Genomic DNA, 23592 nt, shown 5'->3' with positions numbered 1-23592 from the left:
AGAGGAATTGCCACAAGATACGATAAGCTAAAACGTAACTATCAAAGCGCTGTTGCTTTAGCTTGTATATTTATATGGTTGCCTCTTTAGCTCAATTTATCGGCTGTAAATGTCAACACACCCTAAAAATGGTCACACATGTTGTGGCCTTTTTTAGGCCTTATTTTTGTCCGTGACTTTAAGAATTTGCCATAAAATTTGATTAAAAATTTAAGTAACTCAATGTAAATTTTCTCAATTATAGGGTTAGGATGGAATATCACACTTTTTTGCACATTGTTGATTTTGCCACTCCCCATTACTGTGCATTTAAGCTAAGATAGTGTGCTTTTTATTTTTTAATCCCTATAAGAAGGAATACTGCCGTGGACGTACGTCTGTCTGATCGTGTAAATAGCATCAAACCGTCCCCTACACTTGCTGTTACTAACAAAGCTGCTGAATTAAAAGCTGCTGGTAAAAACGTAATTGGTTTAGGCGCAGGTGAACCGGATTTCGATACCCCACAACACATCAAAGATGCTGCAATTGCTGCTATCAACAATGGCTTCACTAAATATACAGCTGTTGACGGTACTCCAGGTCTTAAAAAAGCAATTATTGCTAAATTAAAACGCGACAATAACCTTGATTACGCTGCAAACCAAATCTTGGTTTCTTGTGGTGGTAAACAATCTTTCTTTAACTTGGCACTTGCTTTGTTAAACAAAGGTGACGAAGTAATTATCCCTGCTCCTTACTGGGTAAGCTACCCAGACATGGTGATCATTGCTGAAGGTACTCCTGTAATCGTGAAATGTGGTGAAGACCAACGTTTCAAAATTACGCCTGCTCAATTAGAAGCTGCAATCACTGACAAAACTCGTTTAGTGGTTCTAAACAGCCCTTCTAACCCAACAGGTATGATCTACACTAAAGAAGAATTACTTGCTTTAGCTGACGTTCTACGTAAATACCCAGAAGTTTTAGTTGCTTCTGATGATATGTACGAACCAATCCGTTGGGACGACGAATTCTACAACATCGCAACAGTTGCACCAGACCTTTACGATCGCGTAATCGTTCTTAACGGTGTATCTAAAGCTTATGCAATGACTGGCTGGCGTATTGGCTACGCAGCGGGCCCTGCTAAACTTATTGGTGCGATGAAAAAAATCCAATCTCAATCAACTTCAAACCCAACTTCTATTTCACAAGTTGCTGCTGAAGCTGCATTGAATGGCCCTCAAGACGTTCTTGAGCCAATGATTGAAGCATTCAAACGCCGTCACGACCTAGTTGTGAAAGGCTTGAATGACATCAACGGTATTACTTGCCTTCCTGCTGACGGTGCATTCTATGCATACGCAAACATCCGTCCACTGATTCGTGCAAAAGGTTTAAAATCTTGCACAGAATTCTCTGCATGGTTATTGGAAGAAACTGGTGTTGCCGTAGTTCCTGGTGATGCGTTCGGTCTAGGTGGTTACATGCGTATTTCTTATGCAACTGCAGACGAAGTGCTTGTAGATGCACTTGCACGTATCAAGAAAGCTGCTGACTCAATCGAAGGCGTAGACGCTGCGATTGCTTCAATTGCTGCTGAAAAATAATTTGATCTAAAGATCAAATCAAAAAAACCCGCGATATTCGCGGGTTTTTTATGGTTTACATTTCACGGCTTAATATTGTGATGATTTAAAAGCCTCATCGTTTAAATCTCATGCAGTCCCCAATAGACTTCAGTTTTAGGAGTACAGAAGAATCCTTCAAAGGGGTGAATTTCTAGAATCTGATCAATGATTTTTTTTGAAGAACATAAAAAAGTACAGTGACTGTCCCAATGTGTGGCAAATAGAAGCTGATAATCTTCAGTGTAATTACATACATCAAGCAGATCATTTGCGATCAAATAATCAATCTGCATTTTTTCGGTTGATTTATCCCATGCTCATCAACCGTCAGCAAAAAGTCATAGCCGATTTCTTTCAATGCATATAAAAGCGGATTTTCTAAAAATGGCGAAATAAGCCCATCATCACATGGATTAATAATTTCACTCTGCTTGTATAAATCAAGAACCTGCTTTTCCCACATTTTATTTTCATATTGTTGTTTAATTCCGCCAATCATCGTCCTTAATGCAACATCAATTTGAGAGACATTCTCCAGCCCAGACAAATTTAAAATTTCATGCCATGCAATTGGATAACAGCCTTTGATAAACTCATTTTTTTCAGGCCACGTTTCAACATTATAACGTTCCAGTTCCAATGTGACTGCTTTATAAAAGGGATGCAAAATGATATACACCGATTCAAAAACGCCCTGATAATATTCTAAAATCTTTCCATCATAAGGATAAGAGGCGTAAATTTCAGGAGTTAATACATTATTTTCTTTCATGATTTATATCTTCTAATTTTCATGTTTTTCAGAATACCCTTTCCCTGCCGAAGACCAAACCATCAAGTCAATTCCGGCGAAGACAATTACTTCGGGTAAAATAATATGCCAACTCAAAGGCACACCGATAAACCACATTCTGCCGATAATGGCTAAATACAGCACAGACAATTGAACACTTCTCCGTCACACAGTCTATCTACTTCATTAAGGTATATACAACTTGAGGCTAAATCGCCAAAGAGCATCGATAGAATGATATCTTTGGGCTATTCGAAGCTTTGACAAAATAAATCAAAAGCATAAAAGGAATTTCCAGCACAAAATTGGCTAAACAACTTGTCATTTGACAACTTTGATAAAACCTATCTCTCTTATAGCAACGAATAGCTCTATCTATCATCGTACTACACATATAAGTCTTACCAAATCGACTCTTCATTTCATTCTCTTTAATTGACGCATCTGCTGTTTTTTGTTTTATTAATAATCAAGTTCCAAAAAGAAACTAAAAACTTAGTAAAAGGAAAAGCACAATGAACCCAAAAGAAATGACTGGACTGCAACTTCTACAAGCCATGTGTGCAGGGAAAATTCCTCCTGCAAGTATTAGCGAAACTATTCCTATGCAGCCTTATGAAGTATCTGAGGGCAGTATTAGCTTTAAGGCTAAAGCAGATGCACGACACTTAAATCCGCTTGGCGGCGTGCATGGTGGCTTTGCTGCTACGGTACTCGACTCGGTGACAGGTTGTGCCATTCACACGTTATTAGAGGCTGGTGTGGGTTATGGCACCATCGACTTAAATATTAAAATGTGTCGTCCGATCCCAAAGAATGTTGAACTTACAGCGATAGGAACAGTCATTAATATCAGTAAAAATTTAGGGATTTCTGAAGGGAAAATTATTGATGACAATGGCAAACTTTATGCACATGCAACTGCAACTTGCATGATTATACGTCCTTAATATTTTTATTTTTCTGCTCGCAATTCAATGCGAGCAGATGATGGTTCAAACTTAAATTGCTGAATGTAAGGCGCGAATTAATTGGCCTTCGCTTAGATCAATGCGATTACTGCCCTTTTGAAAGCAGTAATATTTTAAAGCACTATCTAACTCAACACGAAGTTCCCGTTGTTCTGAAATAGACCATACTTTAGAACGATTTGAGCCTGATAACGCATTACCTGCCAATTGGTATAAATACAAATCTTGCTTGCGTTGCAAAGGCACACGACGACCATCATCTTGATGTTCAAAACGTAAATGACATGGCGCGTTGATCAACCATTTTTCACTAAACCACAGTTGCAATAGATCTCCCAATGCCAAGTCACGTTTACCCAAAGGCCAAACGTCAACGTACGCACCTTCGACAGGTGTTTGATATTGCTCTTGGTTACTAATAATGGAAAGATAGTTTTCTTGATAAAAAGAAAAGTTTGAAAAAATCTGAGAAATAGTCAGCGTATTCATTCGCTTTCTCCTGTTTAGCCATTTTAGTGCTGGCAAGTTGGGTTTAAATCCACACTGTTTAAACATATGTTTAAACGCTCTGTTGTTGCATTCAGACTATCAATTGAATTTTTTCTTTGCAAGCCTAAGATTCATTTTTTCTGAAAAATCATTCTTTTTGTTCAAATAAAAAACATCTATCACGCATTTCTCCTCATATTGGTATTTTTAGCTTGACCCTCTTCAAAATCTGCTTATAATCGCATTCAGATTCTCCAATAGCTCAGTCGGTAGAGCGACGGACTGTTAATCCGCAGGTCCCTGGTTCGAGCCCAGGTTGGAGAGCCAAATTCTAAAGCCCATTTATTTAAATGGGCTTTTTTAATGCCTATGATTTACATATAATCTATAAGTCATTGTCATTAAAATAAAAAAATGTTCATTCAAGTTGATGCTGAATCAAATAAAACTGCCTTAAAACACTATCTCACTGCATTCATTTTTCTTTTAATTTTTATCAGCCCATTTGCAATTTATTTGGTGAGCTGCACACCCGAAAGTGAAATTGAGCAACATTTCAAAACGCCACCCAATTTATATAATAGTGAAACCAACACCCTTCTTGACAGCAGCCTACAATGGTTGATTCCACCTCAGCAGATTCAAAATCACAATACTATTCCCGAAATATCTGAATCTGTATTGAACGAGATGACAGAAGGACAATATTGGTCAAGCACACCGATTACACTGCAAAACCAATCTGATCAACTGTATGTTCATATCGATTTTGCAGGTCAGCAACAAACACGAAAAGATCTTGAAATTTCGGTACTGCCGTTATGTATTGTTCACGAAAAAGAAACACCATGTATGAAAGCTGGGTTAAATGCAAGTGGACAACTCTCTAACATCTCAACTCAAAAAAATACGAAATATCACACATTGGAAACCAATAAGTCTTGGATGTTTTATGGCCATGATTTCCAAGAAAATTATATTATTCCACCGCAAGCCACACTCAAATTTTTAGTTAAAGCCAACATCCCTGAACACTTAACCCTGCAATGGCTTAGGCTAAGCATCAGTACTAGCCCCATTGTTGAGAAACAGCAGAATTATATGCTCATGACGCACAACAGTATGAAAATAAAATATGCACTTGCTCTATTGCCACTCTTCATATTCGCTTTGATGCACATTTTTCAAGGGTTTGAAAGCTTTCGTAATTTATCTATCGGCGCACTTTCAGCACTTTTATTTGTAATCAACACCATCATTTGGGATATCCACTATATGGTGATTGGTTGTCTGATTTTATGTTTTGCAAGTGTCTGTTATTGTTTTGAGAGCCGATATTATCGATTGCTTTATTTAACGGGGTATTTACTGATCGCAGGCTATTCGCAGCAATATTATGGTGGTTTTAATAAACACTTTTTCACTCAAACCAGTTTAATTTTATTGATAGGTTTATCGATGTTTTATCTTGAACCTAAAGATAGCTAAATCATTTTCATAAAAAAGCTCCGCAAATCGCAGAGCTTTTTCTCATTTAACTACCCTTCGATTTAGATCACATTAAAACTCAAAGTATATTTATATCGTTTTAATGCGTCTCCCTTCATTTCAAAAGGCTGCTGATAGTCAATTTTCAGTAAATACTGACCACGATCTGCTAGATTAAAATTTAAGTTTCCATCTTGATCAGTTTTAAGCGTTTTATAAACCTTTCCTTCACGGCTGTAATCCGTCGTTTGCTGCAAAATTTCAACCTGCAAACCCGCAACCGCCTTTTTCTGATCTAGCACTTTCAGTTGTACTGGCTCATTTTGCATAATGGCATTCGGATGAGTTTTAAATTGCACATCAAAGCCATCATGCAAATGATTCACCACTTGTGTAGACGTTACACGGCGCGATACAAAAGTTTCAATGATTTCTTGAGTTTGAATACTTTTGATTTGCGACTTTTGAGTCAACTCAGCTGTATAAATGACATTTGCATTCGCTGTTTTTTGAGGATCACGCACACCATTGATTAACGCTTTCCAATGCTTTTGATCATAAGCAAAACGCGCTGTACTTCCCTGCTTTTCACCACGAATACGATACGTGCCATCTTGCTTACTTTCTAAACTATAGCTGCTGACTGTTTGCGTTTTTGCCCAATCCGTTTCCGTTAAATGTAGCTTATCACCTGACGGTGTATGCACATGGAAATTAAAGTTTTTAATGGCTATTTCAGAGACAAACGGATTGTCATAAAAACCAGAAAGAATGGCACTGTGATTATTAAAAGTTTGATAGTTTAGAGGCGCAACATAAGGATAATACGCTTGAGACTGACCAACCGCACACAAGGCCAAACAGAGTAAAGTGAATTGTAATTTCATATTGAATAACTGAGCTTAAATTGTTTGATTCATAAAGATCGTTTCATTTTAGAGTCACTCAAGACAATTGTAAATAATTCTTATTATCACTTGATTTATATGCATAAAAAATCCCCCATTCTGGAGGACTCTTTTATCAGGCTGCTTTAACGGGCACACCACTATGAAAGCGAAATAATTCATCTGGGCTGCTAATCAGATTTTTTTCAACTTCACGAATATGCTCAATACGCATCTGAATATCTTCTTTCGGGTTCTTTAGCTTATTGGTCGTCGCTACGTCCATAGCTAATGCTAAATAGTCCTCATAATGGCGTGATTCAGACTTTAGCAAATAGCGGTAGTAACGCCCCAACTCTTCATCCACATGTGGTGCAAGCGCATAGAAACGCTCGCATGACCGTGCCTCAACGAATGCACCAATCACCAAGATATCAATTAACGCTTCTGGCTCATAAGTCCGTACTTCTTTGCGTAGACCACCTGCATACCGACCAGCACTGATTGCAGTCCATTCCTGACCACGTTTTGCCATCAGTTCCAGCACTTGCTCATAGTGCAGCATTTCTTCACGAACTAGCTGTGCTAGTTTGATTTGTAAATCAGAGAAAAAACTATAACGAAACATCAAATTCATTGCTGTACTTGCAGCTTTCTTTTCACAATTGGCATGATCCTGCATTAGGATATCCAAATTATTTAAAGCTTCATCTAGCCATGCTTTTGGTGTTTCACACCCCAAGAAGCCAATGACTGGCTTCATTAGGGCATCATAATCAATATTTGACATATACTTTACTTAAAAAATTAACGTGCGGCTTTAATCGCAGCTTTCATTTGTTTTACAGACTGTGCCAATCCAATAAATACAGCATCAGCAATAATCGAGTGACCAATATTTAGTTCATGAATTTGCGCAATGCGCGCAATCGGAGTGACATTGTCAAGATTTAAGCCATGGCCAGCATTCACAATCAAACCTTTAGATGCGGCATATTCAGCACCTTGAATAATACGTTCCAGCTCTGCCTTCTGCGCTTCAGGTGTTTCAGCATCTGCATATGCACCTGTATGCAACTCAATCGTAGGTGCGCCACAGGCAATTGCTGCATCAATTTGAGCAAAGTCAGCATCAATAAATAATGAAACTTCGCAACCAATCGCTGCGAGTGCTTGAGTCGCGTTTTTTACATCTTCAAAATGCCCAACAACATCTAAACCACCCTCAGTCGTCACTTCTTCACGCTTTTCAGGAACAAAGCATACATGATGCGGCTGAATCTCTTTGGCAAATTCAACCATTTCATTGGTCACTGCCATTTCAAGATTCATATGGGTTTTTAATACAGAACGCATACGACGTACATCATCATCTTTAATATGGCGACGATCTTCACGTAAATGCAGCGTAATCCCTTCCGCCCCCGCTTGCTCACAAATAATTGCGGCATTCACAGGATCTGGATAAGTTGTCCCACGTGCATTTCGTAGTGTTGCCACATGGTCAATATTTACACCAAGCAAAGCTGCCATAATTCTTTCCTAATGACGTTGAGTTTGAGAATTCTGTATCCACAATTGACGACTTTTTAATGGACGATCGCCAAGCAAGGAAGTAATCATTTGTCGGTACAACTTAGACAGTAATTGTAACTGTTCAGGATTAAATTCCCCACCTTTTTCATAATCACACATACTTAAAATATGTTGACCTGACAATGTTGCGCGTGAGGCTTTAATGACAGGTTGAAAACCTTCGTTTAAATGAAATTGATAATTTTCATGAGGCTGAATTTGCTGTTGATTTGCATCAGTTGAATAATCTAGCGCATAACCCAATTCTTCAAGCAACTCATGCTCAAACTGTCTAAGGATTTGTCGCAAAAACAGGTCAGGATTGTCCTGCGCAGACATGCATTGGAGTTGTTCTAAGGTATGCGCATATTGAGCAAATGTCTCTGGCATCTCGACCTCTAAAGGACATAACCTCAATAAAACTTCATTTAAATAAAAACCTGAAAAAAAAGCATCCCCAAAAAAGAAAATGGGTTGATTCACAATTTCAAGTTTACTGAAATTTTTAAGCTCAGACTTGCCGGATGCTTGCAAGCAAATCGGTTGATACTGAGGCGGAGGTGTTTGTCTGAGAATACCGTCAACTCGGCCATGCTCCTGCGTAAACAGGTGCACGATATGACTTTTTTCACGATATTTACGATGGTGAATTAAATAACCATGCAGTATCTCATTACGCATGATTTAAAATATTAATCCTTGTCTTTCTTTTTCTTTTCGTCTTCATCTTCTTCATCATCCCCATCTGGAATGACTGCACCCACAACTGCAGCAGTGCCTTTGACCACGCCCTTTGTGGTTTTATAAGCCACTTTGACAGGAACAGTAACGATTTTATGAATACACCCTTGTAGAAACAAAACACATGCCACTACAGCTAATACTCTCATCATTACTCTTCCCTCAAAGTTTTAAATGTCCAGCAATTAAATATCGCTATAACCCAGGCTTTTCAATGCACGCTCATCATCAGACCAACCACCTTTGACTTTCACCCAAAGTGTCAGCATGATTTTTTGCTCGAACATTTTTTCCATATCCACACGTGCATCCATACCGATTTTCTTCAGTTTGGCACCTTTTTCACCAATCACAATGGCTTTTTGGCCAGAACGATCGACAAAAATCGTCGCATCAATATAGGTACACGCCGCTTTAGGACGACCCGTTTTTGGATTAACCGTTGCTTCTTCTGTTTTAAACGACTCAATTTGAACCGTTAAATCATAAGGCAGCTCTTCACCCAATTGACGCATGATTTTTTCACGGATAATTTCAGACGCAAGGAAGCGCTCTGAACGATCGGTCAATTGCTCAAGTGAATACAATGGTGGTTGGAATGGTAAATATTTCTCAATCGTACTGCGCAAATGATCTAAATTTGCACCACGCAACGCTGACACAGGAACAATTTCTGCAAAATTCATCAATTTTGCACGCTCTTGTATCAAGGGTAATGCATGGTTTTTGTTTTCTAACGTATCAATTTTATTGATCACAAGAATAACCGGCATATCAGCATTTTTTAGTTTTTCTAATACTAAATCATCATTCTGTGTCCATTTGTCTGCATCAATCACAAACAAAACTAAGTTCACATCACGAAGTGCAGAATGTGCCGCACGGTTCATCATTTTATTGATGGCACGGACTTCTTTTTTGTGCATCCCTGGCGTATCCACGAATACTGCCTGAGACTTTTCGCGTGAGTCAATACCCACAATTTTATGACGCGTCGTTTGTGGTTTACGTGACGTAATTGAAAGTTTTTGACCCAAAATATGGTTCATTAACGTTGATTTACCCACGTTTGGACGACCGACAATCGCCACAAAACCACTTTTAAAATCGGCAGGAATTTCAGTACCTTGTGCACTAAAAAACTGACTAATTAAATCGTTACTGTCGCCTTGCGACTCGTGATCAGCATCTACGTGATCGGAATGAGTAGTCATTAAGACTTTTTCTCCAAAATTTCTAAGATTTCTGCCGCTACTGCCTGTTCAGCAAAGCGACGGCTTGAACCTTCACCGTATTTAACAGGTAGCCCTTCTACCGTACATTCAACTTTAAAATGTTGGTTTGGAGCATCACCCTGAATATCTACAACCTCGTAAACCGGGAGAGGTTTTTTACGTGCTTGTAAATACTCTTGTAAACGTGATTTAGGGTCTTTCAGTTGATCGGTCGGTTCAATATGATCTAAATATGGCACATACCATTTAAGAACAATCGGTTCCAGAATTTTTAAATCCTGACAATCGACATAGATTGCTCCAATGATCGATTCAACAGTATCCGCCAGTATAGACTCGCGATGATGACCGCCAGATTTCAACTCACCTGTACTCAAGATTAATTCTTGACTGAGTTTTAAGTCATTGGCAATTTTACCTAACGCTTCCTGACGAACCAGTGTCGCACGCATACGCGTTAGACGCCCTTCATTTTCATGCGGGTAGGCATGGTATAGATAATTGGCAATTATCATACCCAATAATGAATCGCCCAGATATTCTAGGCGTTCATAATTGTATTTATGGCTCACCGATCGGTGGGTCAAGGCCAGTTGTAACAATTCAGGTTGTTTAAACTGATAACCGATACGACTTGCTAAACGAGCTTCATTTAGCTTGGACTGAGCTTTGATCAAAACTTTTCTCGAACTTCAACACAATATCAATATTCAATAAGAAAGGCTTTCTTATTTCATAATCTGTTTTCACTTGTAGACCGTCTACATTAGTGACTTGAGCAATATCTTTAAAGTTTAAATCACGCACACCATTCATATCTAAGCGTTGTGACATTTGTGACTCAAACTTACTCGGAGCAATATTTTTAGGACTGCTCTTCATCAAATCTTCAATTTCATTGTTGACGAGACGGTCGTCAACATACGGTCCCCAAACCGCAATTAATGCTTTAGCTAAAAAAGCAAAACCAATAATAGCAATTAAAATTGCAATATAAGACGTTCCCCGTTGATGTCTCATTTTATTTTCCTGATGTAAGACTAATCAATACTGCCATTACGACTAAATGAAGGCAGTTTTAAACCAGGTTCCTTATGCATCCACTTGTAAAAAGCACGTCCAGTGAGGTTTTCTTCAGGCACAAAGCCCCAAAAACGACTGTCCGCACTTTGATCACGATTATCCCCCATCGCGAAATAGTGACCTTTAGGAACCTTAACTTCCCAATATAAACCATTTTCTGTTGAATATTTACCATTTTCAACATAGTTGATAAATGGCGCTTGGCGCGCAACATTGACACCTTCAAGCTCACGCATGGTAAACGTATGCTTACCCATGGTTTCTTTATGATAAATCGATGTAGGTGTGTCGAGTTGATCTTTTTCACGGCTAAATTCCACAGGAACTTTTGCCACTTTCTGACCATTCACACTCAGTTGACCATGATCATAAATAATATGATCCCCTGGTAAACCAACCACACGTTTAATATAGCTAATGGTTGGTTGTGGTGGATAACGGAATACAATGACATCTCCACGTTCAGGCTCACCAACATCAATAATTTTTTTATTAATAATAGGTAATCGTACGCCATACTGATATTTATTCACCACAATAAAATCACCTGTCTCTAAAGTTGGAACCATAGAGTCTGATGGAATATTAAATGGCTCATATAAGAATGAACGCATTACCAAAACTATCGCTAGAATCGGCCAAAAGTCATAAGCCCATGCGATAACGACATTTTCATTCCCTTTACCTTTGGTCTGTCGTTGTTTCCAGACAAACTTATCCAACAGCCAAATTAAGAAAAAAATGACTGTGGCAGGAACAAGGATCAAATTAAAGTCAAAATCCATGAGCTCATAAACCTCTATTTATTATCTTTCTACTTTCAATACCGCAAGGAACGCTTCTTGTGGGATTTCGACGCTGCCCACTTGTTTCATACGTTTCTTACCTTCTTTTTGTTTCGCAAGAAGTTTCTTCTTACGCGACACGTCACCACCATAACATTTAGCCAAAACGTTTTTACGCATCGCTTTTACAGTTGAACGTGCAATGATTTGCGCGCCAATTGCTGCTTGAATAGCCACATCAAACATTTGACGTGGAATCAAGTCTTTCATTTTTTCAACTAAAGCAATACCACGGTGACGAGCATCTTGGCGGTGACAAATCATGGCCAAGGCATCAACCTTCTCACCATTAATTAGCACATCCACCTTAACCAAAGATGAACTCTCAAAACGGACAAAGCTATAGTCAAGCGATGCAAAGCCACGTGAACATGATTTCAACTTATCAAAGAAATCCATTACCACTTCAGCCATTGGAATTTCAAACGTAATGGCCACTTGGTTCGCCATGAACTTCATATTCTTTTGAACGCCGCGACGTTCAACACATAAAGTCATCACATTACCCAAGTATTCTTGCGGTACTAAAATGTGACATTCAGCAATTGGCTCACGTAAGTCTTCAACTGTTGAACCATCCGGCATTTTAGAAGGACTATCGATATAAATGGTTTGACCATTTTTCATCACCGCTTCATAAATTACGGTTGGTGCTGAAGAAATCAGGTCCAGATCATACTCACGTTCTAAACGTTCTTGTACAATTTCCATGTGCAGCATACCCAAGAAGCCACAACGGAAGCCAAAACCAAGTGCATCTGAACTTTCAGGTTCAAAGAACAACGCTGAGTCATTAATTTGCAGTTTGTGCAGCGCCTCACGGAACGGTTCAAATTCACTTGAATCGATTGGGAATAAACCTGCATAGACCTGTGGTTTCACTTTTTTGAAACCCGGTAAGCTTTCAACTTCTGGTGTAGTTGCCAAGGTAATCGTATCACCAACTGGAGCACCAAAAATATCTTTAATACCCGCGATCACGAAACCAACTTCACCTGCTTCGAGCATGTCAGTTTCTGTATGTTTAGGATTAAAAATACCTACTGAAGTAATGATGTGCGTTTGACCTGTTGATTTCATCAACATTTTATCGCCTTTACGCACACGACCTTCTTTAATACGAACTAAAGAAACCACGCCCAAATAGTTGTCGAACCAAGAGTCAACAATTAAGGCTTGTAATGGTGCATTACGATCGCCTTCGGGTGCAGGAATAACATTTACCAGTGTTTCAAGCACCCCTTCAATGCCTAGACCGGTTTTAGCTGAACATGTAGGTGCTTCAGTCGCTTCGATACCAATAATGTCTTCAATTTCTTGAATAACACGCTCTGGCTCTGCTTGCGGCAAATCAATTTTATTTAAAACAGGTAGGACTTCTAAACCTTGTTCAATTGCGGTATAGCAATTCGCTACAGATTGTGCTTCTACCCCTTGTGCAGCATCGACAACCAATAGTGCACCTTCACACGCAGCCAATGAACGTGAAACTTCATAAGAAAAGTCAACGTGCCCCGGTGTGTCAATGAAGTTGAGTTGGTATTCTTCACCATTAGGATGGGTGTAATACAAAGTCACTGACGCAGCTTTAATCGTAATACCACGCTCACGTTCCAATTCCATAGAATCTAGAACCTGCGCCTGCATTTCACGATCTTGCAAACCACCACAAGTTTGAATAAATCGGTCGGCAAGGGTCGACTTACCATGGTCGATATGCGCAATGATCGAGAAGTTACGAATGTTTTTTATATCAACAGATTTTTTAGCTTGCGCCATGGGCTACCTTGGAAAAATAAAAGCGCTATACATGCAATTCTTTATGCATAGCAAAAGCCGAATAGAAATTGCCGAGGATTATAGCAGATGGATTTTTCAAAGTATCGAAAATAATGCATTGCTTTTATGCAAGTCATTCATCCTACATGGAGAACTTGGCTAGTCTTGGTTTGAAATTTTGCGATAAAATCAAACTCAAAGATCATAAGCACTAAAATCCAGCGGATTTAGGCTATCCGCAATAGGTTGATACGCTTGGGTAAAGGTTGGCGACATGCGTTTTGGACGACCTGTGGCAATTTCAATGCATGCCCACTGCGTATTGCCTGTAAATAATATCGCTTTGTCTTTAGGTCGATAAAATACATACTGACGAAATGAATACAACGCATTGATATCATTGAGCCACGTTCGCAGAATAATCTCCTCACCTTCAACTGCTGCTTTGCGATATTGCACATGATGCTCAACAGCAACCATGGCATGCTTCAATTCAATATATTCTTTTAAGCCTAAACCCAAGGCTTCAATATGTGCTGTCGCGACATCTTGCATCCAACTGACGTACACCACGTTATTCACATGATTTAATGTGTCGATATGTTCAGCTTGAACTGTAATTTTTAAATCAAAGATATCGCTCATAGCGTCCTGCAAATTTTAAAATATGCTCCACAGTCTACTCATTTTTATCTAAGGGTAAATTGCAAAAACACTAAAGTTAAAAAAACCACTCGCTTGGAGTGGTTTTCATTCAGTAATTCATTATTGAATGCGCATGCCCACAATCGCACGTTGCCCCTGACGAATCAAAGAAACACGTGCAATGCTGCCATTTTTCAATTCTGAAATAACTTTCACAAAATCTTCTGCATTATTCACAGCTTTATTATTAACTTGAGTCACAACGTCACCCGGCTGAATTCGCGCTTGTGCAGCAATACCACTAGCTCGTACATCTTGAATTAATACACCACCTTTCACACTCAGTTGCTTTAATTCATCTGCAGTTAAATTACGAATTGACACCCCAATCACCGGGCCTTTTTTCACAGGTGCAATTTCAGCTTTTGCAGGCGTATCATCTGGTGCAGTGATCAAGGTTGCTGAAATGTTTTGGCGTTTATCATCACGTAATACTTCAAGCTGAATACTTTGATTAGGACCTGTACGATTGAGATAATTCAGTAGTTCGCCAGTACGTGAAATCGGTGTACCATTAAATTTCAAAATGACATCACCCACTTTAAAGCCAGCTTTTGCAGCAGGTGAATTTGGTGCAACTTGAGTAATCAAAGAACCTTCTGGTTTTGAAAGGTTATAAGACTCTGCAAGATTACGATCGATATCTTGTAGCATGACGCCTAAATAAGCACGTGTTACCTTGCCGTTTTTCTTTAATTGGTCTGCAACATCCATTGCAACATCAATGGGAATCGAGAACGATAACCCCATATAACCGCCTGTACCACTAAAGATACGAGAATTTACCCCGACCACTTCACCAGACTGATTAAATAATGGACCACCAGAATTACCCGGGTTCAATGCCACATCGGTTTGAATAAATGGAACCGAGGTTTCTCCCATCATATTACGCATTTTAGCACTAACGATTCCTGCCGAAGCTGAATAGTCGAAGCCAAATGGTGAACCAATAGCCAACACTGGCTCACCTACACGTAAACGGTCAACATTGCCTGTGCGTAGCTCAGGAAAATTTGAACCTTTGACCTTTAACAAAGCCACGTCAGTCCGCTCATCACTACCCACCACTGTGGCATCAATTTCACGGCGGTCATTCAGTACGATGGTGACTTTCGAGGCATCTTCTACCACATGGTGATTGGTTAACAGATAACCATCTTTACTAATAAAGAATGCGCTTCCATAACCGGTCTTTTCTTGCGGCATTTTTTGCTGCGGAATAACCACCTGATTACCGAAAAAGCGTCGTAATATTTCTGGGACTTGTTGCTGCAAAAGCTCTTCTTGACTAAGCTTTTTAACCACATTCACGCTTACGACAGCTGGGCTGACTTGTTCAACCAAATTGGAAAAATCAACAGGACCCGCTGCCTGAGTCTGCACGCTAGCAACCGTAAACACAGCTGCATAGAGTCCCTTTTGTAAATACGATTTATTCATTGTTAGCATTCACTCAATTGTGCTTATCATTTGAAATACGTTAGTTTTTATCACAATGCAAGTCTAAGCTTCGTAATAAAATGTTTGATGAATATTTAGGATAAATAATCTTAAACATTCCTTAAATATTACAGATCTATGAATATTTTTCATTATTTAGTTAATTTATAGTCATTGCGTTTTTAGGCAAAAACAGTTGTGATGATCGGACATTTTTAAAATTAGCTGATGGACATGTCTAATTTAAACACGACACATCAATTTGATGTGATTATTGTGGGAAGTGGCGGTGCAGGTTTAAGTTTAGCCCTCTCGTTACCAGATCATTTTAATATTGCTGTTTTAGCTAAATCGACGCTGACGGATGCCAGTACATATTTTGCCCAAGGCGGTGTAGCAGCCGTCCTCGATAAAACAGATTCTATTGAACAACATATCAATGACACCATGATTGCCGGTGCGCATTTATGTGAAATGGCGGCGGTAAAACAAACCGTTGAATGTGGTAAATCTTCTGTCGATTTTCTACTGAATCAGGGTGTGCAATTTACCTTAGATGAACAAGCACAATTACACCTTACCCGTGAAGGTGGTCACTCTCAGCGACGCATTATTCATGCAGCAGATGCCACAGGTCGTGCTATTTCCACAACATTGGTTGAACGTGCGCAAGAAAAAGCCAATATTCATCTTTTTGAAAATTTTATTGCAATCGATTTAATCACCGCACAAAAATTAAATCCTGAAACTGAAAACCGTGCTCTCGGTCTGTATGCTTTAGATGAAAAAACCGAAAAAGTACATACCTTTTTAGCACCCTTCACTGCCCTTGCCTGTGGTGGTGCCATGAAGGCATATTTATATACATCAAATCCCGACATTGCGACGGGTGATGGTATTGCCATGGCGTATCGTGCAGGCTGCCGTGTTGCCAATATGGAGTTTAACCAATTCCATCCAACCTGTTTATATCATCCTCAAGCTCGCTCTTTCTTAATTACCGAAGCGATGCGTGGCGAAGGTGCCTATTTACGTCTTCCAGATGGTGAACGCTTTATGCTGCGCTTTGATGAGCGTGCCGAATTAGCACCACGCGATATCGTAGCGCGCGCTATTGATTATGAAATCAAACGTCTAGGAATCCGTCATGTTTGGCTTGATATCACCCATAAACCTGCAGAATTTGTCAAAGAACATTTCCCAACATTGTATGCACGCTTAATGGAACTCGGTATTGATATTACCAAAGAAATGATCCCAGTGGTTCCTGCAGCACACTACACCTGTGGTGGCGTTGTGGTTGATGAAAACAGTCAGACCGATATTCCAGGCCTATATGCCATTGGGGAAACCTCTTATACCGGCCTACATGGTGCAAACCGTATGGCGAGTAACTCCTTACTGGAATGTTTTGTCTATGGTATGAGTGCTTCAGCACATATCACAGCACAGCATCAAGGAACTTATCAGGCGCCTCATGTCCCAGAATGGGATGACTCGCAAGTGACCAACCCTGATGAAGACGTGGTGATTTTGCAGAATTGGGATGAACTTCGCCAAACCATGTGGAACTACGTGGGTATTGTCAGAACAACCAAGCGACTTCAACGTGCGCTCCATCGTATTGAAATGCTCAATCGTGAAATTACCGAGTATTACCAAGACTACCAAGTCAGTAAAAATCTGATTGAATTACGTAACTTAGTGTTGGTTTCAGAAATGATTGTACGCTGTGCAATGGAACGTAAAGAATCACGTGGACTGCATTTCACTTTGGACTATCCTGAACAAGCAGCAGAATTACGAAAAACAGTCCTAACTCCACCCAATTTCCAAGTGGAATGTCCATTGGTGAATACAGAACTGATTTCTTAAACATCTAAAATGTCTAAAAACCATAAAAAGCCGAATGTAAATTCGGCTTTTTATTTGAATCAGCAAATGCAATTGAGCCTTTATAATCGCTTCGGTGGAATAGAATAGCTTCCTGTTATATGTGCAACAGGCTCATCCACACCTGCTGAATACACCAACACCTCACCATAAATTATACTTTTGCCCACTTTCAGCAATCGACACTCGCCTATTAAGTCTTTATTGGCTTCTGGCTTTCTTAAAAAATTAATATTCATATTGGTCGTGACCGCAAGTCCCACAATCCCGATCTCCCCCAAGATGGCCACATATAGCGCAAAGTCAGCCAAAGTCATCATGGTTGGGCCAGAAATCGTATTACCCGGTCTTAGATCTTGTTCAGTGACATGCCAAATTAAGGTCGCGGTTTGCTGTCCAACTTCTTGAATCGTGCAATTTTTTAAACTTGGGGCAAATTCACGTTGTAAAAAATCAATAATCGCCTGCTTTCGATGCGGCATAAAAAAATCATCCATAACTTATGCTATGAATGATTTTTAAATCAAATACCTAAAGATTACTATGGCATTTTAGATCTGTTGCAAATGCAATAATGCCTGTTGAAAAACCTGTTCAGGTGTTTGCGTCGCATCGAGGCGCTTCATGCGTGCAGGTTCATTTTCATGAATTTCAGCAAAACCTGAACGCACTTTCTCAAAGAAAGTTGCTTTCTCTTGCTCAAATCGATCTAAAGCGCCACGTTCACGTGCACGTAACATCCCCGTTTCAATAGGAGCATCTAACCAAAAGGTAATATCAGGCATACGCGCCACAAAACCGCCATTTAAAACTTTCAGTTTTTCTCGGTCCAAACCACGGCCTGCACACTGATATGCAAAACTCGAATCTGTAAAACGGTCACATAAAACGATTTTATCTGCAGACAGTGCCGGTAGAATCACGGCTTCTAAATGCTGTGCACGTGCTGCATACATCAGCAATAATTCAGTATCATTACTCATGGTTTCTTCGTGGTTCACCGAAAGTAACAGTGAGCGAATTTGCTCTGCCATAGGTGTACCACCCGGCTCACGGGTTAATACCACATCTTTTGCTAAGTGTTGGAAATGCTCATGTAGTTTACGAATCAACGTGGTTTTACCCACACCTTCCGTGCCTTCAAAACTAATAAACATGCTCACTCCTCAATTTTTCGCACGAATTACCGATAAATACTCTTGTACCGCTCGGTTATGGTCTGACAAATTACTGCTAAATTTATGACCACCGTTACCTGTTGCCACGAAATAGATGTTATTTGACGCATCTGGATGCATCGCGGCTTCAATTGCTTTTTGACTCGGCAAAGCAATCGGTGTAGGCGGTAAGCCATTGATCGTATAAGTATTATATGCTGTAGGTGTACGTAAATCTTGGCGAGTGATATTGCCTTGGTATTTATCGCCCATGCCATAAATCACAGTTGGATCTGTTTGCAAACGCATCCCTTGTTTGAGACGACGCACAAATACACCAGACACTTGTTCAAGCTCACTATCAATACTGGTTTCTTTTTCAATAATCGACGCCATAATTAAGGCTTCATATTTATCTTTGTACGGTAAATTTTGAGCTCGATTAGTCCAAGCCTGATCTAAGGCTTTAATTTGTCGGTTATACAAATCCTTCAAAATTTTTCGATCAGACTCGCCTTTTGCAAAGAAATACGTATTCGGTGCAAATAATCCTTCAGGATGTGAATACGGAATGCCAAGCTCTTTTAAGATTTGTGCATACGTTAAATGACTGATGTCATGCGTCACCAAAGGGTCATTTTTTAAAGCATCTATCAGTTGCTTAAATGTCGTCCCTTCGATCACTAAAATTCGATTCATTTGCGCATTTTCAGAGTTAGAAATCAGTTTCATGACTTCACGTACGCTCATGCCTTCATGAATTTCATATACACCCGCTTTCAGGGTGTCATTGATCATGAACTTTTGGTACAACTTCAAAATAATAGGAAAATGAACTTGTTTCTCTTTGGCCAGTCGGTCAATAAATCCTGAATAGGTATCCCCTGCACCAATCGCCAACATTTGCTTTTTGCCTTCCACAGGATAGGCTTTAAATAAACTCGACCACAGTAAGATCGCCGCAAGTACAACGATACCAAGTAGCACAACCAAACATGCTTTAAATGGAAAACCTGCTTTGGCAGATTTTTTCTTATTTGTTTTTTTAGACGCGGTGGACATATTAACGAATCTGACTTAATTGAAGTGTTCGGAAAAGTTCAATACAAGCTTGAACATCTAACTCAACTCCATTCAGAGTTGATGCAATTTTCATGGGACTTAAAGCATTGCAGAAAAAAACACTCTGAAAATGCGTAATTTCATCCATATTGACGTGACGTTGAGTACATGGAATCTGATGCTGCTGCATCCGTTTTAAAATTTCTGCACGCATGACACCATGCACGCCATTATAACGAAGTTCGGGCGTAATCCATCCTTCATTTGTACGAATAAAACAATTACTGCTCACACCTTCGACAACTGTACCTTGCACATCCGTCACCAAAGCTTCGCCCCATGGGGTTTGATCCAACTCTGCTTTGAGCATGACTTGTTCTAATCGATTTAAGGACTTTAAGCCCACCAAACTTGGCATGGTTAACCCAATAGCTTGATGTAATACACCACTTTCGACAGTTTCGTACTCAAAATCTGAAACGGTTTTGGGGTAATAAAACACCCAAACATCTGCTGGGTGCTCAGGTAAACTATAGCCACGCTGACCAATACCACGACTCAACACAATTTTTAAAGTGCCATTGACGACATCTTGTTTACGTAACAATTTTAGAGTGTATTCAATAAGGCTTAAATCTGCATTTAGCTTTAAACGTTCATTACTCAGTTTTAATCGTGCAATATGCAAAGCTAAAAGTTCTATTTGTCCTTGGCGAATACGTGCCGTGCTAAAACAACCATCGCCATAGTGAAAGGCGCGATCCAGTAAATTAACTTGTTCTATTTGCTGCGCATTTTTAAAACACTGCATACGTCGTCATCCCAATTACATCACTTTATTTTAAAAAATAATCGTTCAGCATATATTTCTTTTTTGTTCATATTAAATTCTTTTTTAATTATTTTTTTCTGCATAAAAACTACAGATATTCTTGCCTCATCCAACAAAACATGTATAAAAATTGAGGACAACATGAATCTATCTAAATTAAAACTTGGGGTTTTGGCTGCATTCATTTCTGCCACAGCATTTAGTGCATCTGCCAAAGATTTCTTAAATGTGTCATATGATCCAACCCGTGAATTGTATGACAACTTCAATAAAGACTTTAGTGTTTACTGGAAAAAAACCACAGGCCAAGACATTAACTTTAAACAATCTCATGGTGGATCAGGTAAACAGGCTCGTGCAGTTATTGATGGTCTAGATGCCGATGTCGTCACTTTGGCCTTGGCTGCAGATATTGATGAAATTGCTGCACGTGGTTTAGTTGCAAAAGACTGGCAAAAGAAATTTCCGCAAAACTCAACGCCCTATACATCGACCATTGTGTTCCTAGTGCATAAAGGTAACCCGAAAGGCATTAAGGACTGGGGCGATTTAATTAAACCGGGTGTCGACATTATTACCCCGAACCCAAAAACATCCGGTGGTGCGCGTTGGAACTATTTAGCTGCGTGGGCTTGGGCCAAACACCAAGCAGGTGGTAATGATACAAAAGCCCAAGAATTTGTCCGCCAAATCTATAAGCAAACCAAAGTCCTCGACTCAGGTGCTCGTGGTGCAACAACTACATTCGCTGAACGTGGTATTGGTGACGTGTTATTGGCTTGGGAAAATGAAGCACATCTGGCAGTTCGTGAACAGCCGGGTAAGTTTGAGATTGTGACCCCTTCACTTTCTATCTTGGCCGAGCCACCTGTTGCGATTGTAGAAAAAAATGCCAAGAAGGATGGCAATGAAAATTTAGCCAAAGCATATTTAAATTATCTGTACTCACCTGCAGGTCAAACCATTGCAGCACAGAACTATTATCGCCCACGTAATGCTGCGGTACTGGCAAAATATAAAAATGTTTTTAAACCTTTAAAATTAGTGACTATTGATAAAGAGTTTGGTGGTTGGAGCAAAGTACAGAAAAAACATTTTGAAAATGGTGGCGTCTTTGATCAAATCGTGAAGACCAATAATTCCAAATAATGCTTTAAATACAGAAAAGCATCTTCCTTTCGCATAAGGTCGATGCTTTTTTTTCGTAGACACACTTGTTATCTTTTTTATTCATATAAAATTCGTTTTTAATTATTTTTTATGCATAAAGATTGGCGCTATTCTTCCCCCATGTTACAGATAAAGTAAAAATTATTGAGGTTCACATGAGTATTTCCGCAAAATTAAAATTGGGTGTTCTTGCTGCCGTCATCTCGACGATTTCTTTTGGTGCAGCTGCAAAAGACTTTTTAAACGTATCTTACGACCCAACGCGTGAACTCTATGAAAGTGTGAATAAAGACTTCAGTAAATATTGGGAAAGCCGTACAGGTCAAAAAATTAATTTTAAACAATCTCACGGTGGTTCAGGTAAACAAGCACGTGCCGTCATTGATGGTTTAGATGCCGATGTGGTGACTTTAGCACTGGCAGCGGATATTGATGTGATTGCAGAAAAAGCCAAACTTTTACCTGCAGATTGGCAAAAGAAACTTCCACAAAACTCAACGCCATATACCTCAACCATTGTGTTCTTAGTCCGTAAAGGCAACCCTAAAGCGATTAAAGATTGGGGCGATCTGGTTAAACCAGGCGTAGGTATTATTACCCCAAACCCGAAAACTTCAGGCGGTGCGCGTTGGAACTATTTAGCAGCATGGGCTTGGGCAAAACATCAAACGGGTGGTAATGATACAACGGCTCAAGAATTTGTCCGTAAGATTTATAAAAACACCAAAGTACTCGATTCAGGCGCACGTGGTTCGACTACGACCTTTGCTGAACGTGGTATTGGTGATGTATTACTAGCTTGGGAAAATGAAGCACATTTAGCGATTCGTGAACAACCGGGTAAGTTTGAAATTGTAACCCCTTCACTTTCAATTTTAGCTGAGCCACCTGTTGCTGTTCTTGAAAAAAATGCGGAGAAAAAAGGCAATCTTTATTTAGCCAAAGGTTATTTAAACTTCCTTTATTCACCACGTGGTCAGCAAATCGCAGCTCAGAACTTTTACCGTCCACGTAACCCTACAACGCTTGCACAATACGCATCAGTCTTTAAGCCACTTAAACTCGTAACCATTGATAAAGAATTTGGTGGTTGGGATAAAGTCCAAAAAGCACACTTTGAAAATGGCGGCGTGTTTGACCAAATCGTCAAAGCCAACAATGGAAAATAAGACCATTCATTGACTGAATCAGGAGAACTTGACATGACACATACAGTAATTGTCCCGGGTGTAGGCGGTAGTGAACACGCACATTGGCAATCTTGGTTACAACGTCAGCTCATGTCTAGCTCTCGTGTTCAGCAAAAGGATTGGAATCACCCTGTACTAAAAGACTGGATTAAACAATTCGTTCAAACCGTACGACCATTACAGGGTGAAATTCAAATTGTGGCGCATAGCTTTGGTTGTTTAACCACGGTGGCAGCATTGGCCTTGCATCCAGAACTCAATAAAAAAATCAAAAATTTAGTTTTGGTTGCGCCAGCCAATCCAGCTCGCTTTGGAGAAAACGGCTTTGCACGCGACAGTACAACGGATTACAAAGCATTTTTTCATCAGCTGAGTATTCGTGTGCCGACAACGATGTTGATTAGTGAAAATGATCCTTGGCTTGGCTTTGAAGATGCAAAACAACTTGCAGATGCTTGGAAGCTCTACCCTGTGAATATGGGTGCTGTAGGACACATTAATGTTGCATCAGGTTTTGGACCATTTCCTGAAATTTTCAATTACTTAATTTCAGAAAACCACATGAAATATATCAGCTTTACTGATGAAAACAAGTATTTATTTCAATTTGCTTTTTAAGTACTGAGCTTTAAGCTTGTCGC

Annotated in this window: 25 protein-coding genes, 1 tRNA gene and 1 pseudogene; 9 read left to right on the top strand and 18 right to left on the bottom strand. The window is 39.6% G+C overall.

Features of this window, described 5'->3' with window-relative positions; translation table 11 throughout:
• Together FTU36_RS13420 and FTU36_RS13415 are read left to right on the top strand one after the other, a co-directional pair.
• Positions 1–90 (top strand): annotated as a pseudogene (locus FTU36_RS13420) (IS5/IS1182 family transposase); the annotation flags it as partial.
• Between the two features lie 275 nt (positions 91–365).
• Complete coding sequence (locus tag FTU36_RS13415; RefSeq protein WP_111883988.1) at positions 366–1592, top strand: pyridoxal phosphate-dependent aminotransferase; 1227 nt, start codon at positions 366–368, stop codon at positions 1590–1592.
• A gap of 295 nt (positions 1593–1887) precedes the next feature.
• Here FTU36_RS13415 and FTU36_RS13410 read toward each other — a convergent pair whose 3' ends face one another.
• On the bottom strand, positions 1888–2385 hold the full coding sequence (locus tag FTU36_RS13410; RefSeq protein ID WP_257224863.1) for a DUF2711 domain-containing protein: 498 nt from the start codon (positions 2383–2385) through the stop codon (positions 1888–1890).
• A 536-nt stretch (positions 2386–2921) separates the two neighbouring features.
• On the opposite strand from FTU36_RS13410, the gene FTU36_RS13405 reads away from it, so the two are divergent.
• Positions 2922–3356 carry a PaaI family thioesterase gene (locus tag FTU36_RS13405; protein ID WP_180118245.1) on the top strand — a complete coding sequence of 145 codons (435 nt, stop codon included), beginning with the start codon at positions 2922–2924 and terminating at the stop codon, positions 3354–3356.
• Positions 3357–3407: 51 nt separating this feature from the next.
• On the opposite strand, the gene FTU36_RS13400 is transcribed toward FTU36_RS13405, so the two are convergent.
• On the bottom strand, positions 3408–3866 hold the full coding sequence (locus FTU36_RS13400; protein WP_180118243.1) for a hypothetical protein: 459 nt from the start codon (positions 3864–3866) through the stop codon (positions 3408–3410).
• Between the two features lie 251 nt (positions 3867–4117).
• On the opposite strand from FTU36_RS13400, the gene FTU36_RS13395 reads away from it, so the two are divergent.
• Both FTU36_RS13395 and FTU36_RS13390 read left to right on the top strand, forming a co-directional pair.
• Positions 4118–4193: transfer RNA gene (locus FTU36_RS13395), tRNA-Asn, on the top strand.
• A gap of 87 nt (positions 4194–4280) precedes the next feature.
• On the top strand, positions 4281–5354 hold the full coding sequence (locus tag FTU36_RS13390) for a hypothetical protein (RefSeq protein WP_180118241.1): 1074 nt from the start codon (positions 4281–4283) through the stop codon (positions 5352–5354).
• A gap of 62 nt (positions 5355–5416) precedes the next feature.
• Here the strand turns inward: FTU36_RS13390 and FTU36_RS13385 are convergent, their stop codons facing one another.
• The 12 genes from FTU36_RS13385 to FTU36_RS13330 form a co-directional block, all read right to left on the bottom strand.
• Positions 5417–6241, bottom strand: a complete 825-nt coding sequence (locus tag FTU36_RS13385) for a DUF4198 domain-containing protein (protein WP_180118239.1) — start codon at positions 6239–6241, stop codon at positions 5417–5419.
• A gap of 136 nt (positions 6242–6377) precedes the next feature.
• Positions 6378–7031 (bottom strand): tRNA-(ms[2]io[6]A)-hydroxylase, encoded by a 654-nt coding sequence (locus FTU36_RS13380; protein ID WP_078190322.1) that lies wholly within the window; start codon positions 7029–7031, stop codon positions 6378–6380.
• 17 nt (positions 7032–7048) lie between these two features.
• Positions 7049–7774 carry a pyridoxine 5'-phosphate synthase gene (gene pdxJ, locus FTU36_RS13375; RefSeq protein WP_180054978.1) on the bottom strand — a complete coding sequence of 242 codons (726 nt, stop codon included), beginning with the start codon at positions 7772–7774 and terminating at the stop codon, positions 7049–7051.
• A 9-nt stretch (positions 7775–7783) separates the two neighbouring features.
• Positions 7784–8500, bottom strand: coding sequence for a DNA repair protein RecO (recO, locus tag FTU36_RS13370; protein WP_180055190.1), 717 nt, complete (start codon positions 8498–8500; stop codon positions 7784–7786).
• A gap of 8 nt (positions 8501–8508) precedes the next feature.
• Positions 8509–8709: an NF038104 family lipoprotein gene (locus FTU36_RS13365; RefSeq protein WP_180063409.1), complete on the bottom strand. Its 201-nt coding sequence runs from the start codon at positions 8707–8709 to the stop codon at positions 8509–8511.
• A 33-nt stretch (positions 8710–8742) separates the two neighbouring features.
• Positions 8743–9771 (bottom strand): GTPase Era, encoded by a 1029-nt coding sequence (gene era, locus FTU36_RS13360; protein ID WP_067765139.1) that lies wholly within the window; start codon positions 9769–9771, stop codon positions 8743–8745.
• Positions 9771–10469: a ribonuclease III gene (rnc, locus tag FTU36_RS13355; protein ID WP_111883979.1), complete on the bottom strand. Its 699-nt coding sequence runs from the start codon at positions 10467–10469 to the stop codon at positions 9771–9773. Before rnc ends, era begins: the two co-directional genes overlap by 1 nt.
• Positions 10441–10812, bottom strand: coding sequence for a DUF4845 domain-containing protein (locus FTU36_RS13350; RefSeq protein ID WP_180007637.1), 372 nt, complete (start codon positions 10810–10812; stop codon positions 10441–10443). Before FTU36_RS13350 ends, rnc begins: the two co-directional genes overlap by 29 nt.
• Positions 10813–10832: 20 nt before the next feature.
• On the bottom strand, positions 10833–11660 hold the full coding sequence (gene lepB, locus FTU36_RS13345) for a signal peptidase I (RefSeq protein ID WP_180109508.1): 828 nt from the start codon (positions 11658–11660) through the stop codon (positions 10833–10835).
• 21 nt (positions 11661–11681) lie between these two features.
• Positions 11682–13499: a translation elongation factor 4 gene (gene lepA / locus FTU36_RS13340; protein ID WP_168378033.1), complete on the bottom strand. Its 1818-nt coding sequence runs from the start codon at positions 13497–13499 to the stop codon at positions 11682–11684.
• 195 nt (positions 13500–13694) lie between these two features.
• Entirely contained in the window at positions 13695–14144 is a 450-nt protein-coding gene (locus FTU36_RS13335) for a thioesterase family protein (protein WP_078190331.1), read from the bottom strand.
• A gap of 120 nt (positions 14145–14264) precedes the next feature.
• Positions 14265–15647, bottom strand: coding sequence for a Do family serine endopeptidase (locus tag FTU36_RS13330; RefSeq protein ID WP_180114777.1), 1383 nt, complete (start codon positions 15645–15647; stop codon positions 14265–14267).
• A gap of 228 nt (positions 15648–15875) precedes the next feature.
• Here FTU36_RS13330 and nadB point away from each other — a divergent pair, with 228 nt between their 5' ends.
• Complete coding sequence (gene nadB, locus FTU36_RS13325; protein ID WP_180118237.1) at positions 15876–17522, top strand: L-aspartate oxidase; 1647 nt, start codon at positions 15876–15878, stop codon at positions 17520–17522.
• An 80-nt stretch (positions 17523–17602) separates the two neighbouring features.
• Here nadB and FTU36_RS13320 read toward each other — a convergent pair whose 3' ends face one another.
• From FTU36_RS13320 to pabC, 4 genes are all read right to left on the bottom strand, one after another.
• Positions 17603–18022, bottom strand: a complete 420-nt coding sequence (locus FTU36_RS13320; RefSeq protein WP_180007634.1) for a PaaI family thioesterase — start codon at positions 18020–18022, stop codon at positions 17603–17605.
• 69 nt (positions 18023–18091) lie between these two features.
• Positions 18092–18697: a dTMP kinase gene (tmk, locus tag FTU36_RS13315; RefSeq protein ID WP_180007633.1), complete on the bottom strand. Its 606-nt coding sequence runs from the start codon at positions 18695–18697 to the stop codon at positions 18092–18094.
• A gap of 9 nt (positions 18698–18706) precedes the next feature.
• Entirely contained in the window at positions 18707–19759 is a 1053-nt protein-coding gene (gene mltG, locus FTU36_RS13310; RefSeq protein WP_180118235.1) for an endolytic transglycosylase MltG, read from the bottom strand.
• 1 nt (position 19760) lies between these two features.
• A complete protein-coding gene (gene pabC, locus FTU36_RS13305; protein ID WP_180118233.1) occupies positions 19761–20570 on the bottom strand; it encodes an aminodeoxychorismate lyase in 810 nt (269 codons plus the stop codon).
• 162 nt (positions 20571–20732) lie between these two features.
• Here pabC and FTU36_RS13300 point away from each other — a divergent pair, with 162 nt between their 5' ends.
• From FTU36_RS13300 to FTU36_RS13290, 3 genes are all read left to right on the top strand, one after another.
• Positions 20733–21740, top strand: a complete 1008-nt coding sequence (locus FTU36_RS13300) for a sulfate ABC transporter substrate-binding protein (RefSeq protein ID WP_180048714.1) — start codon at positions 20733–20735, stop codon at positions 21738–21740.
• A 176-nt stretch (positions 21741–21916) separates the two neighbouring features.
• A complete protein-coding gene (locus FTU36_RS13295) occupies positions 21917–22930 on the top strand; it encodes a sulfate ABC transporter substrate-binding protein (RefSeq protein WP_180118231.1) in 1014 nt (337 codons plus the stop codon).
• A gap of 33 nt (positions 22931–22963) precedes the next feature.
• A complete protein-coding gene (locus FTU36_RS13290) occupies positions 22964–23569 on the top strand; it encodes an alpha/beta hydrolase (RefSeq protein ID WP_180022492.1) in 606 nt (201 codons plus the stop codon).
• Positions 23570–23592 lie beyond the last annotated feature (23 nt).

The sequence above is a fragment of the Acinetobacter sp. YH12096 genome (genome assembly GCF_013419215.1).
Lineage (GTDB): Bacteria > Pseudomonadota > Gammaproteobacteria > Pseudomonadales > Moraxellaceae > Acinetobacter > Acinetobacter amyesii.
Note: the sequence above shows the minus strand (reverse complement) of the source record. Positions and strands in the feature narration are given on the sequence as shown.